Raw genomic sequence first — 13,994 nt, forward strand, 5'->3', positions numbered from 1 at the left:
CATTCATTCCGTTATCGTCCAATTATTGAACGAAGTCGCGAAGAATACCGAGAACCTCGACCTCGATCCTGTTTTTACGGCGGATGCCATTATGGCGATATTGCGTCCTGATGTTTATATTTTTCAAAGACAGCATCGCGGTTATTCACCAGAAGAGATTAAAAACAAGCTCTTTCACGTGTTTATTGAGCCGCTATTCCATAAGTGATGAACATGGTATTGCATTAAAAACGCAAAAAAACAGCCAGCTACGCAAAGTAGGTGGCTGTTCTATGTGTGCCAAATACCAACTCCTGCTAGGGCAGTTCTAAGGACAAAAAATAGCCGCCAGGTTGTGTGAAACTTAACAAAACGATTTTGAACTATCTTTACTTTAATGAAAACAGGGAACAGTTGCTGCGGCAAAGGGGAATGATGTTACTCCAACAAAGCTCATCGATGCAAAAGGTTTGCTCTAAAAGGTAAAACAAATCCCGCCCGAGCGGAGTCACTTCATCGGGCGGGATTTGTATTAGAAACGAAGGTTGAGGGAGGATAAGAAGAAGATGGAATGAAACGAACTCATCCTTTTTCCAGGGACGGACTACTAGTTACTTGTGTGCCAAGGAGACGTCGCGACAATAGAAAGGCAAAGGCCAGAAATGCTACCACGATAAAACCATACAACAAGTAATAGCCGCCGATACGGTAGAATAGGCTTCCAACGATGGGGCTGAGAGCCATTCCCATATAACGGAAAAGGTTATAGGCTCCGACAGCGGTCGCACGGTTTTTCGTGAAAGCGCCAGTCAGCAGCGTGGTCTGCACCGGAAGCGAGAGTCCGAGAGATAAGCCAAATAAGATAATGCCGACCAGCAGCCAAGGCAAAGAAATTGCGTAGAAGATGAGGAAAAACAGGACCGAAATTGCATTTAGAAAAGTCGTCAGAACGAGCATCTTTTCCCCCTCTATCCGTGTTTGGATTTTCCCGCCTAGATAACTGCCAACCACGATGCCAAGCGACATCGGCAGAAAGACAAGCCCCTTTTGCTCAGCTGACAAGCCGTAACGATCGGTTAAAATATTCGGCAAGAAGACTAGGAAATAATAAAACACGTAATATTGAATGAACCCAAGATATATAATGGACGATCCGATCCGATTCTGAAGAATCGCTGCAAAATCCCGCAGTTGAAAACGCCCGGTTCCGACGCTGTCCGGCTTCGTTTCCTTCAAATAAAGGTAGTTGAAAACCAACACAAGCATACCCGTTGCCGCAAGAGCGAGAAAAACGGAATGAAAATTGAACAGCCCGCTAAGGAAGCCGCCGATGACCGGCCCGAGAACTGGGCCTAACGAAACCAGCATTTGAAAGGTTCCCATCGCTTGGCCGCGTTCTTTTCCTTCGAATAAATCGCTGATGACCGTAACGGCCACGACAGATCCCGCAGCGATGCCGATCGCCTGCAGCGCTCGGAAGATTAGAAGCAGTGTTATCGTTTCAGAGAAGAAACAGCCAACCGAAGCGATAACGTACAGCGTTATTCCGAAAAGCATGACTTTGCGGCGCCCCTTTAAGTCCGTGAGCGGACCATAAACTACCTGCATCATGGCAAGAAATAAAGTAAATACGGAAATCGTCAAGTTTACGACGAATGAGGTGGAGTGGAGTTGACTGGCAACTTCGGGTAACACCGGGGTGTAAATGGTTTGCGTGAACGGTCCAAGAAATGCAGCAAACGCAACAAGATAAACAACAAATTTACGATTCATGATGCTCAATCCTTTCTATGAAATTCATATTGTCATCGTACTTGATATCTATTATTTATTCCAATGCATTTCATGCTATAATCTCATTGATTAGAAGGAATGAATGGGGTGTACGGAATGGAACTTCTTCAATTGCATTATTTTCTCGCGGTCGCTCGCTCGGAACATGTGACCGAAGCTGCCCGGAAACTGCACGTTACGCAATCGTCATTAAGCAAAACGATTCAACGCCTGGAGGAAGATCTAGGAGTCTTGCTATTCGATCGAATCGGCAGGAAGTTGCAACTGAACGAATTCGGAAGAACATTTCTTCGGCGTGCAGAAAGAGCTTTGTTCGAATTGGAACAGGGGAAGCAGGAGCTTAGCGATTTATCCAGCCCCGATCATGGCGCGCTTGAATTAGGAGTTACTAGCGCAAGCGTATTACCCGACATTCTTCGGAAATATCGAATAAAGCGGCCAAATATTCAATTTCATGTACAAATGCTGACTACACAAGAAATGGTCACGCTCCTAGAGAGAGGTGAGGTAGATTATTGCTTGTCCTCGCCTCCTGTTGAACGGGATGAGATCGAATGTCAAATCGTCTTCATCGACCCCATCCTTGTTGCGGTTCCGCTGGGGCATCGGTTGGCGGATCGAAGCAGCGTATCTTTGAGCGAGCTGAAGGATGAATGGTTTGTCGGGCTAAAAGTTGGCTACGGTACCCGCGATTTAATGGACCCGGTATGCAGATCGGTTGGATTTGTCCCTCATTATGTATACGAAGGGGATGAACCGGCAAGGCTGGTCAATCTGGTGGAAGCCGAAATTGGCATAGCTTTCATACCAAGCACGGCTAGAAATGATCGAGCACAAATTAAATATTTGCAAGTAGAGACTCACGAAGTGGTGCGAAAAATCGCATTATTATGGCACAAGAGCCGTTACATATCACCGGCAGCTCAGGATTTTCGTGAGATCGTCGTAGAATATTTCGAGGGTTTATCCAAAGAGGCACAACGATACAACGAAAATCCATGCTGAATACGCTGTAGATTTTGCAATTAGTAATAAATGTATATAACTAAATTATACGAGTCTATTCCCGACAGATATCGCTTATAATCAAAGCATCAATGAATAGAGGAGGCATTTTACATGGAAAACTTAACGATTTATATAACCGTACCAACATCTAAGGGTGGAACCCTTACTTAAAAGGTTAGCGGTGTACACCTTTGGATGTGTTAGTTAAATAACACGAAAAAGGGGTAAAACCATGCGTTTTCCAGTGAAAAAGTTTTTTTCTTATTACAAACCCTATCTACCCTTGTTTCTTAGTGTATTGGCTTGTTCCCTTATCGTTTCTGCTGTGACGCTGCTGTTTCCATTGCTCGTTCAGCATATAACGAAAGATGTTTTGAGTGGCGACTTGTCCTCAGCACTAAGCAGTGTGTATAAAATTGGCGGGTTGATGCTTGTCTTAGTCGCGATCCAAAATATCGGGAATTACTTTGTAGACTACAAAGGTCATGAAGTTGGCGCACGCATGGAAAGAGATTTGCGCAGCGAGTTGTTTGCGCACATGCAGACGCTTTCCTTTGGTTTTTATGATAAGGAAAAGACAGGCCGGCTCATGTCTCGGATAACGAACGACCTGCTATTGCTTTCTGAACTGTACCATCACGGTCCAGAAGACTACGTGAAATACCTTGTCCGTTTTTTTGGAGCATTTTTCATTTTATTTTCCATTAACGCCAACTTAACGATAGCTGTGTTCTGTTTCTTTCCGCTCTTAGGTGCTTTTTCATTGTATTTCAATAAGAAGTTAAACCATGCCCTAAGAAATAATAAGGAACGAATCGGTGACGTTAACGCTCAAGTAGAGGATAGTCTTTCGGGCATCCGCGTAGTCCAATCGTTCGCAAACGAGCAAGTCGAAATCGAGAAGTTTGACCGGACTAATAATCATTTTCTCGATAGTAGAAAGAGAACGTATAAAGCGGAAGCGTTTTTTTACAACGCTGTGGAGTCGATCATCCAACTGATTACCATAACGGTGATTATTTTTGGCAGTGCAAGTATCGTCCGCGATACACTCCATTTAGCAGATTTGATCACTTTCTTGTTATATATCAGCTTTATGATTGAACCCATACAACGACTAACGCATATGAGCTCTCAGCTGCAAGAAGGAATAACGGGCTTCCAGCGGTTTATGGAAATCATGAATGTGAAGTCGACGATTGCCAACAAACCGAATGCCTTGATTCTTCCGGAAGTACATGGAGAAATTGAGTTTAGGCAAGTTTCCTTCCGTTATGATGCCCACTTGAGTCCTGTATTGGAAAATGTGTCGCTTCGTGTGCAACCAGGAGAGTATGTGGCGTTAGTAGGGCCGTCCGGTGGGGGAAAAACGACATTATGCTCCCTGATCCCCCGTTTTTATGAAGCAACCAATGGAGATGTATTGTTAGATGGGATTAATGTCCGGGATCTCGATCTGAGGTCGTTAAGAAATCATATCGGGTTCGTACAGCAAGATATCTTCCTTTTTGGAGGAACGGTTATGGATAATATCCGCTACGGAAAACCGGATGCGGACGATGCCGCAATTATTGAGGCTGCCAAGCGCGCGAATGCCCATAGTTTTATCATGAACTTATCGAACGGTTACCACACCGAGATCGGGCAGCGAGGCATTAAATTGTCAGGTGGTCAAAAACAACGGCTAAGCATCGCTCGCGTATTTTTAAAGAACCCGCCCGTTCTTATTTTAGATGAGGCAACGAGCGCACTTGATAACGAAAGTGAGAGCATGGTCCAGGAATCACTAGAGTTATTAGCACAAGGGCGAACAACGATTGTTATTGCCCATCGACTTTCCACGATCCGCAATGCCGAACGCATTATTGTATTGACAGAGGATGGAATTATGGAACAGGGGACACACGAAGTGTTACTGGCACGTAATGGCGTCTATGCCCATCTGTATGCCAAGCAGTTTGAATTACAAGTATAAACGTTCAACCCCCAAATCGGCCTTCCCAAATAAAAAACAGATTTTTCCATCATTTGGAATATATCTGTTTTTTATTTGGGATTCCACCCCCACTTAACTTTAGGTAACTTAGTATAAAATTATTCACTCCTTCTCATAAAAGGAATGACTATTTATAATTGATAATAAACAATAAATGATGAGGTATACATGCAAATTATTCGTGATGTTCGCAAGTTTGTTTCGATCCCCGGAGCGAGAACGCTGCTCATCATGCTATTTCTCTACGGTATAGGAACTGGAATTTTGGCGCCTATGAACGCTGTGTATCTCAACGAAAGTGTAGGGCTTTCGAAAAATCAGATTGTAGCTGTATTCGCGGTATCTTTATTCTGCAATATGGCCATTACGATTACCGTTGGCTGGATCAGCGATCGTTTGAAGAACAAGAAGAAGCTCCCGGTCATCGCTGCATTACTATGCATCATCGGATTGTTCATCTACATGAATGCTTCTGATTTTCGGAGTGCGCTCATTGGCATGACGATAACCGTTGCACCGTCCGGATTGATTATGGGGCAGCTGTTTGGCATGGCTAGAAATCATTTTGCCCGTAGTGCCGGTGAGATTGTGGAGATGGCCCAAATATGGCTTCGGGCCACTTATAGTATTGGTTTCTTTACAGGGCTGCTGCTGGGAGCGAACATCTTTCTTGTGGCAACGTTTAAAGGCGTACTGTGGGGGAATATGGCAGGTTATGTGAGTTTGGTCGTTCTCTTGCTGTTGTATAAAGAAAAGGCGGGAGAACCGGGAGCAAAGCAAGTGGTGAAAGGAGAACCGTTCTCCATTGTTATGCTGATTGCCCTGCTTATGCTCTCTTGTGCTGATGCCATTCGAGGTTTATATTTACAGCTTGTCGTATTAAAGTTGTTTGGCAAGCCGGAGATTATGTCCTATATATGGAGCGCACAGGCGGTATTCGAGCTGTTTTTCATGACACTGGGCGGATACTTGGCGGCACGGTACGGTAGCAAGAAGATTATTTTACTCGGCGGTTGCTTCGCGCTCGCCACCTATTTGACGTATACGAGCAGTACCTCGCTTCCTGTTTTCTTTGCCGTCCAGCCATTGTATTCGTTTTTTGTTTCGATTCTGTACGGAGTTGCCATGGGTTATGTGCAGCGAATGTTTTTAAGCCGAACAGGTTTTGGGGCAAGTCTCTACGTGTTCATATCGCAAACGGCTTCTTTAATCGGATATTTCTTGCCTCTGTTCATTCAGGGGATAACACCGAAAATATTCATCATACCAAGCTCTCTTGTAGCGCTATCGTTACTTATTATCGGAATGGTGTTATACAGGGAAAGACGATTGAATAGGAGGAATTCGATCGTCATCGAGCAACTGTGAACACTTGAAATATTTCCCGAGCAATAAAAAATCGTAAAACTAAGATCTGGAGGGATTGGTTATGCGTTATCGGAATTTGGGGACAAGCGGATTGGAAGTTTCGGTGTTGGGATTGGGGACAAATGCATTCGGTGGGCGCGCAGACAAACAAACATCGATTCGAGTCCTGCATCACGCAGTTGACAATGGGATCACCTTTATTGACACTGCCAATATTTATACAGGCACGAAATCGGAAGAGATCATTGGAGAAGCGTTTGAAGGACGGCGTCACGAAGTACTCCTTGCGACAAAAGTGGGCATACAGCTAGGAGAAGGCCCGAACTCAAGAGGTTCCTCGCGTCAACATATTCTCAAAGAACTCGAAGGAAGCTTGCGCCGCTTGCGAACAGACTACATTGACCTGTATCAGATTCATGTTTTTGATCCGAAGACTCCGCTTGACGAGACGCTCCGTGCTTTGGACGATCTGGTGACGTCAGGAAAAGTAAGATATGTAGGGGCTTCGAATTATGCAGCCTGGCAAATGATGAAAGCCTTGTCCATCAGCGAAAAGGAGCGGCTGGTGAAGTATGTTTCGGTGCAGCCCGGCTATTCACTGGTTGACCGTGGCGTGGAAAGGGAGCTGCTTCCATTCTGCGTGGATCAAGGGATCGGCATCATTCCGTATTTCCCACTGGCAGGAGGAATTCTAACAGGGAAATATTCGGGAGGTTCTGTGCCAAGCGGATCACAGTTGGACGTGAACCCTAACTTCGTGCGGCGTGTGAACTCCGCTCGCGTGGAGCTGGGGGAACAGGTGGCGAAGATCGCGTCGGAGATCGGTACATCAGCCACGGCTCTCTCGCTTGCTTGGTTATTGCACCAACCTGCAGTAAGCACGGTTATCGCCGGGGCGACCCGAGAATACCAAATCGATGAGAATTTGAAGGCGGTTAACCTTGAGCTTACCGAGGATGTTCTGAAATCGCTCGATGAGTTAAGTAAAGATTTTGTCTATTCGCCTCCGTTTTGAGGTAGATGGAAATCATGAGAGGATGGAGATGAAGGTCCAATGATATATGAATTGAGAATCTATACCATGTATCCAGGAAGAGTCGATGCGATTCGAAAGCGTTTCTCCGATCATACGCTAAGCATTTTTGCCAGACTAGGCATGCAGGTGTGTGATTTCTGGGAGGATTTGGAGGAGCAGCCTAAGCTCTATTACACGATGAAATATGAAAGCATGGAGGAACGAACTAGACAGTGGGAAGCTTTTTCGCAGGACAAGGAGTGGAACGAAGTAAAGCAGAAATCCGAGCAGGACGGGAAAATTGTTGCATCCGTCGAGCAGATTTTTATGAAAAGAGCGGACTACTTTAACGGATAGATTGTTGAATCGCCATCATTAAATAAAGGAACAGACGAATCCCTGGATTTGGTTCTGTTCCTTTTTTTATATTTCAAACGCTCTAAACAAATACGGAGGACAAAATTCCAAATCCAGACTGTATTCATAACTTAAGATAGGCACTTAACCAGTGACAAATTTGAAGTGTTTAGAATATGGGGTGCAAAACATATGAAAATCAACACACCGACTCAAAATATACCTCAACCGATTAGAAGTGATGGGGCTGGTTGGTGGGATTTAGGACCACGTGACGTTATGCGAGACATGGAGAATCCTGACATGCTGGTTTCTCCTGCCACCGATGCCGGTTCGCTTCCCAACCTAAAATTCTCTTTTTCCGATACGAATATGCAGTTAAATCACGGTGGTTGGTCACGTGAAGTAACGGTTAGACAACTTCCGATTGCGACCGAGGTTGCTGGGGTGAATATGGCTCTTACTCCGGGTGGTGTTCGTGAGATGCACTGGCATCAGCAAGCGGAATGGGCGATCGTGCTTGTGGGACGAACACGCATTACATCCGTGGATCAAAACGGGAGGAACTTTATTGCCGACATCGGCGTGGGAGACCTTTGGTACTTCCCTCCAGGAATTCCGCATTCTCTCCAAGGACTCGAGGAAGGTACTGAGTTTTTGCTCGTTTTCCCTGACGGTAACTTCTCTGATCTTAATACATTAGCTATCTCCGATTTCTTCGCACATACACCTAAGGAAGTTCTTTCGGCGAATTTTGGTGTTCCCAAAAGCGCTTTTGATCATATCCCGAAGCATCAGGTATACATCTATCAATCCGAAGTTCCCGGTCCAATAGAAAGTCAACAGGTGGCAGACCCGCAAGGTACGGTGCCATTACCCTTTAAACATCGACTACTTGCACAAGAGCCGATTATAACGCCGGGCGGGAGTGCAGTGCGTATCGTGGATTCAAGAAATTTCCCTATTTCGACTCAAATATCCGCAGCGTTACTTGAAATCAAACCGGGTTCCATGAGAGAAATGCACTGGCATCCAAATGCCGATGAATGGCAGTATTATATCTCTGGTACGGCGCGCATGACAGTTATGGCACCCAATGGTACAGCTCGTACTTTTAATTATCGTGCTGGCGATGTGGGATATGTACCGCGGGCTTTCGGTCACTATATTCAAAACACGGGAAATGAAACCGTGTGGGCTTTGGAGATGTTTAGGAGTGACCGCTTTGAAGATGTTTCATTGAATCAGTGGATGGCACTCACGCCTCCTCAAATCGTATCCCAAAACTTGCGTGTAGGACCTGAATTCATGCAGGCATTGAATAAGGAAAAACAATTTATCGTGAAAAATCCGGGATTTACTTACCCGAGAACGAATAAATAAGTGTTTGCATAGAAATTCATTATCCCCTATAATACTGAATGAATGTTCAGTATTATAGGGGATTTTCATTGTACAGATCTGTCAGCCAGAAAGCGGTGAAGCAAGTGTGAATAAAAAGAAACAGCAAACTGAGCTAACGAAGAAGAAGATTGCCGATGCGGCAAGAGCTTTATTTGCTCAAAAGGGCTATAAAGCAACGGCTATTGAAGACATAGTAAAAGCAGTCGGGTGTAGTGCAGGTAACATCTACTATCATTTCAAGAACAAGGAAGGGCTTTTTTTATACTTGCTTGAGGAATGGAACAGGGAATGGGATAACAATTGGTTGGTTAAGGAAAAGTTATACCTTACGACAACCGATAAATTATACGGCATGGTCGAATATTTAGCGCTTGATCAACTGAGTCATCCGTTAACGAGGGCGGCTGATGAGTTTTTTAATAATTCGGAGAAAGCTCCGGATGTGGAGGAGCGAATAAACGTAATGGTTAAAGGGTACATTGACTTTAATCGGCAGTTGCTTCAGGAGGGAATCGATAACCATGAATTCGAAATTACGAATGTCTCCGGTCATGCGATTATTTTGGACAGCTTGCTGCTCGGCTTAAGCGGGCATTGCCGAAGAATGGAACGAGTGGAAGCGTTAGCGACCTATCGATTGGCTGTGGATGTGTTTCTGCAGGGCATTGCCAAGCCCATCCGCTAGCTTTTTTTTGCAATAATACTGAATATATATTCAGTGTTTTTCGAGATTGGGAGGAATTAAAATGACATTATTGACAAGACATCAGGGAGCTTTATTAGTACTTATGTTTAATCTTTTTCTAGTCTTTTCGGGGATAGGACTTGTTATCCCTATTATGCCTAAATTTATGGATAGTCTAGGGATTACCGGAGGGGTTATCGGGTTGTTGATTGCTTCGTTTTCGCTGACGCAGTTTCTTTGTTCGCCATTGGCCGGCCGTTTGGCTGATTCATTTGGCAGGAAAAGAATGATCGTCATCGGGATGATTGTGTTCGCCGTCTCCGAGGGCATATTTGGATTAGCCAGTTCGCCTGCCTTGTTATTTGTTTCAAGGATGTTAGGCGGTATCAGTGCAGCCATGATCATGCCGGCCGTTATGGCTTACGCAGCGGATATCACGACACCGGAAGAACGAGCCGCAGGAATGGGGTATATTACAGCATCGATTACGACGGGTTTTATTATTGGACCCGGTATAGGCGGTTATATCGCGGAATTTGGGATTCGCGTACCCTTTTACTCCGCGGCGGCAGCGGGACTTTTTGCGGCGTGCATCACCCTGTTTATTTTACGGGAGTCGCTTCCTTCAAAAGAGATGAGATCAGATACTCCACCTAGAGCAGCAGTTGAACGAAGAGGGCTTTTTTCACAATTGAAGAATGCTTACAAAGAGCCCTATTTTTTAAGTTTGGTTATCGTTTTTGTGATGTCATTCGGACTTGCAAATTATGAAACGATCTATGGACTATTTGTGGATCGGAAATTTGGTTTTCAACCTAAGGATATCGCTTTTATCATAACGTTCGGTTCCATAGCAGGCGCCGTGATTCAAGTTACAGCCTTTAGCTGGATATTGAATCGTTTGGGGGAGCAGCTTGTTATTTCACTTTGTCTTTTCTTTGCAGGTTTGTTTATTCTGCTGACGCTTTTTGTTCACCAATTCTGGATGATTTTTGCTGTTACCTTTGTTGTATTTCTGGCGATCGATATCTTACGGCCAGCCATCAGTACCCAATTGTCAATGGTGGCTGAGGATCAGCAAGGTTATGTTGCCGGATTGAACTCTGCCTTTACCAGTCTTGGTAATATTGTTGGGCCTATTGTAGCTGGTTTTTTATTAGACATGAATGTCAATTATCCATATACGCTGGCGAGCTTGGTTTTGTTGATTTGTTGCGTTTTATCGGTTGCAGCGAAAAAGCGCAGCCTGCAGGGGGCCTAGACATCCTCTAGATGAGGAACGAGTGGGATGATAGGGCAGAAAGGACAGAGCTCCGCGAGTTTGCGGGCTCTGTTTTTTCTTACAATGGGATCTTGAGCTCCGAGGCAATTTTCGAGATATACCCCGCTGCTTGCCGATAGGCTTCGTTGCTTGAAAGATGCTCAATGATGAGTGTAGTGTCGGGATGGAGCTTGTTAAGCTCTGTTAGGAATGTCCGATAGTCCAGATGCCCCTGACCCGGTATTACCTCATCCAAATGGACGGTTAACTTCCCCCTCAGAAGAATATCCTTGGCATGGCAGTTTCGTATATAGGGTCCAAGCTTCGCAAAAAAATCTCGGATCATGTCACCATTGCGATAATAAGTACGTGGATTGGTGACGATATTCACAGGATCGAAATGAACTCCGAAGCCTTTACGGTCAATAGCCTGAACGAGAGAAAGGTAAGAATCTGCGGAATCCGGGAAAATCCAAGGCATCATCTCAAGTGCAAAAACCGTACGTTCAGGTTGAACGGCGTCTAGAATTTCACGGGTTGTTTCCACAATCAGCTCGAAAGTGTCCTCACTAAAATTGTCGGGATCCGGCCCGTCCCATTGCTCTCCTCGGGATCCGGCTATATTCACGCAGCATTGCGCGCCGATCCGTTCTGCCAACTCCAGTCTTTTAATGCAATAGGCAATAGCTTTCCGCCTTGTTTCCTCATTGCGACTGATCGGATTGCTCCAGGCGCCGACTTCGGAGATGAGAATGTCATGCCGCTTGGCCAAAGTCATATAATCCTCAAGCTCTCGGATATCCTCCTCACCGCTAATCGGACAAGTTGTTGCCCGAAAGCCAGCTTCTTTAAGGGCAAGCGCCCAATTCTCCGGGTTTTTCTCATTCAGAAATACTTGACCGCCAAGACGCATCGGAACCCTACCTTTCGTAGATAGATAATTGCTTTCGTGCGATGTTGGAGCTTATCGTGATCTAAAAAAACATTGACAACGATTTCTAGGCATGTGTATGATGTGCGTAAACACGCGTTCACGAAAGAGGATGAGCAACATGAAAAAAACAGATATCAACAGCACAGAGATTGCTAAGCTTGCTGGGGTTTCCAGGAGCACGGTAAGCAGGGTCATCAACAATTACTCGAATGTACCTGCTGAAACGCGCGAGAAGGTTTTGAAAGTGATACAACAATATAATTATTTCCCCAATGTGTCTGCCCAGGTTCTTGCTGGGAAGCGAGCGCGTACGATTGGCCTGTTTCTCATTGAGCAAGGGAACGTATCGGGCGATATGCTGACGAATATGCTTATCGTTAGTGTTATAGAACATGCTTCCGAGCACGGCTACTATGTGCTTACCCACATTATTCGTGATGCCAAGGATACGGAAATGATCAAAAACGTAAAAGAGATCTTCTTCCAACGTAGAATCGATGGAGGCATCTTTATCGGAGCAGCCATTCATGAACCGTTTATTGAAGAATTGATCGATGAAGGTTTTGTGATCGGTATTGTTGATCAAACGCTTTCGGATCATCCGGAACCGAATCGAATCGTATCCAAATTTAATAATGACTCGGGCATGAAACAGGCTGTAGCCTATTTGGCAGGACTTGGCCATTCCAAAATTGGTGTCATCAATGGGGATATGAATCGTCTATCCGGTCAGACCAAATATGAGGGCTACAAAACAGCGATGCGCATGTGCGGCTTACAGGTGAATCCGAACTGGGTTCTAAATGGCGACGATTTTCATGAGAGAAGCGGTTATAAGGTTATACAAAAACTAATGAGTCAAGAAACGGATCTGCCAACAGCGATTATTGCAGCGAACGATAGTGTAGCGTTTGGAGCCATTCGGGCGCTGAAAGAGCATAAGCTGCGTGTTCCCGAAGATCTATCCATTATTGGATTCGATGATCATGCACTAAGTGAAAAACATCATCCCGCCTTGACGACGATTCGTGTTGATTTTAGCGATATGTTGAAACGCATGACCTCTTGTTTAATCACAAAAATTGAACAGAAGACTTTGGACATAAAAGAAATCACGGTTGATTGCAGCCTTGTGGTCAGAGAATCTTGCCGAAGAATTTAAATATTTGGTTCGTTCCCCGGTTGACTAAGCTCCCAAATTCGAATATTGCGCCATCTGCAAGCTGCGTTTGGCGCCCAGCGCGCTTCTCCCATTCCGGGATCATTATCATGGATCTCAAACGCAATATGTCCTTTCGGGCCAAGGAGTTCCAGGACTTTCGTTGCATCATAGAAAGGATGCTTCAGATCCGCCGTATTCATTTCTGTAATTTTCATGTCGTTAATATGTACGGTGATTCGCGGGGACGCCCCTTCAACACGAATTTTGAATGTATTCCAATCATTCCATTTCCATATGGACAGGAACTGCTCCCCGTCTGCCGCATAATCAAGCAGTGCGGGTTTGTCGGGTGTAAGGGGTTCAATGGTTGTCGAGGGATCTTCTAGTCGCAGCCCTTCGGGATTTCCTTGCTCATCGTATGTCGCATCAAGAGTGAAAGAAATGCCATGGAAGCCACCGATCCCATTGCCATAAATACCACCGATATTTCCCGAACGGCGGTGATCCAGAAGGATTTGGAATCCTTGAGAACCAAGCGCTGAGGTACGGACCAAGATGCCGGTATCCGCCGGCCAGTCGGGATGCGCCTCGAAGATCAATTCAAAATCCCCGTAAAGCCCGTCGCTAAGCAGATATCCGCCATAACCGGATCCGGGTGGATCCTGCCGGCCTGTGATAGCACCATCCTCAACGGTCCATTTTCCACATGTCTGAGCAGCGCGTTTGTATTTCTCGGTGGTAGGATCCGGGCCAGGTTCGCCGGGAGCGCGTGGAACAGGCAAGCGGGGAACGAAATGCCATCCTGTGAGCGTTTTGCCATCAAAGATGGGGGTGAAATTTGCGTCGTTCTTCTGCATAATACCTCCTTGTGTTCAACAATGAGTGAAAAGTTCTCTGCTTGATAATTATATCATAAACGCGTGTTTAGACAATGGAGATTATGTGAGATGATCATTTTTATTTGGAAAAGTGTAGAAATTAAAGGTTGACAGCGCTTTTATCGGTTGTGTATGATGAGTCCATAGACACGC

General features: G+C 45.2%; 12 protein-coding genes and 1 pseudogene. 10 read left to right on the plus strand and 3 right to left on the minus strand.

Annotation, left to right across the window (positions count from 1 at the left end; genetic code table 11):
- A pseudogene (locus tag RQP52_RS00005) lies at window positions 1-208 on the plus strand (TetR/AcrR family transcriptional regulator); the annotation flags it as partial.
- A gap of 353 nt (window positions 209-561) precedes the next feature.
- On the opposite strand, the gene RQP52_RS00010 reads toward RQP52_RS00005, so the two are convergent.
- On the minus strand, window positions 562-1,752 hold the full coding sequence (locus RQP52_RS00010) for an MFS transporter (protein ID WP_315948618.1): 1,191 nt from the start codon (window positions 1,750-1,752) through the stop codon (window positions 562-564).
- 117 nt (window positions 1,753-1,869) lie between these two features.
- Here RQP52_RS00010 and RQP52_RS00015 point away from each other — a divergent pair, with 117 nt between their 5' ends.
- The 8 genes from RQP52_RS00015 (at window position 1,870) to RQP52_RS00050 (ending at window position 10,867) form a co-directional block, all read left to right on the plus strand.
- Window positions 1,870-2,778, plus strand: coding sequence for a LysR family transcriptional regulator (locus RQP52_RS00015; RefSeq protein WP_315948619.1), 909 nt, complete (start codon window positions 1,870-1,872; stop codon window positions 2,776-2,778).
- A gap of 235 nt (window positions 2,779-3,013) precedes the next feature.
- Window positions 3,014-4,756 (plus strand): ABC transporter ATP-binding protein, encoded by a 1,743-nt coding sequence (locus RQP52_RS00020; protein WP_315948620.1) that lies wholly within the window; start codon window positions 3,014-3,016, stop codon window positions 4,754-4,756.
- Window positions 4,757-4,945: 189 nt separating this feature from the next.
- Entirely contained in the window at window positions 4,946-6,145 is a 1,200-nt protein-coding gene (locus RQP52_RS00025) for an MFS transporter (protein WP_315948622.1), read from the plus strand.
- A gap of 61 nt (window positions 6,146-6,206) precedes the next feature.
- Entirely contained in the window at window positions 6,207-7,160 is a 954-nt protein-coding gene (locus tag RQP52_RS00030; RefSeq protein ID WP_315948623.1) for an aldo/keto reductase, read from the plus strand.
- A gap of 39 nt (window positions 7,161-7,199) precedes the next feature.
- Window positions 7,200-7,517 carry an NIPSNAP family protein gene (locus tag RQP52_RS00035; RefSeq protein WP_315948624.1) on the plus strand — a complete coding sequence of 106 codons (318 nt, stop codon included), beginning with the start codon at window positions 7,200-7,202 and terminating at the stop codon, window positions 7,515-7,517.
- A 192-nt stretch (window positions 7,518-7,709) separates the two neighbouring features.
- Window positions 7,710-8,900, plus strand: a complete 1,191-nt coding sequence (locus tag RQP52_RS00040) for an oxalate decarboxylase family bicupin (RefSeq protein ID WP_315948625.1) — start codon at window positions 7,710-7,712, stop codon at window positions 8,898-8,900.
- A 106-nt stretch (window positions 8,901-9,006) separates the two neighbouring features.
- On the plus strand, window positions 9,007-9,606 hold the full coding sequence (locus tag RQP52_RS00045; protein WP_315948627.1) for a TetR/AcrR family transcriptional regulator: 600 nt from the start codon (window positions 9,007-9,009) through the stop codon (window positions 9,604-9,606).
- A gap of 61 nt (window positions 9,607-9,667) precedes the next feature.
- Window positions 9,668-10,867 (plus strand): MFS transporter, encoded by a 1,200-nt coding sequence (locus tag RQP52_RS00050; RefSeq protein ID WP_315948628.1) that lies wholly within the window; start codon window positions 9,668-9,670, stop codon window positions 10,865-10,867.
- Between the two features lie 79 nt (window positions 10,868-10,946).
- On the opposite strand, the gene RQP52_RS00055 is transcribed toward RQP52_RS00050, so the two are convergent.
- Window positions 10,947-11,780: a sugar phosphate isomerase/epimerase family protein gene (locus RQP52_RS00055; protein WP_315948629.1), complete on the minus strand. Its 834-nt coding sequence runs from the start codon at window positions 11,778-11,780 to the stop codon at window positions 10,947-10,949.
- Between the two features lie 139 nt (window positions 11,781-11,919).
- Between RQP52_RS00055 and RQP52_RS00060 the strand changes: the two genes are divergently transcribed.
- Window positions 11,920-12,963 carry a LacI family DNA-binding transcriptional regulator gene (locus tag RQP52_RS00060; RefSeq protein ID WP_315948630.1) on the plus strand — a complete coding sequence of 348 codons (1,044 nt, stop codon included), beginning with the start codon at window positions 11,920-11,922 and terminating at the stop codon, window positions 12,961-12,963.
- Here the strand turns inward: RQP52_RS00060 and RQP52_RS00065 are convergent.
- Entirely contained in the window at window positions 12,960-13,820 is an 861-nt protein-coding gene (locus RQP52_RS00065; protein ID WP_315948631.1) for a 3-keto-disaccharide hydrolase, read from the minus strand. The two genes, RQP52_RS00060 and RQP52_RS00065, sit on opposite strands and share 4 nt — an antisense overlap.
- Between the last annotated feature and the right edge of the window lie 174 nt (window positions 13,821-13,994).

Source organism: Paenibacillus violae, from assembly GCF_032461945.1.
Lineage (GTDB): Bacteria > Bacillota > Bacilli > Paenibacillales > NBRC-103111 > Paenibacillus_E > Paenibacillus_E violae.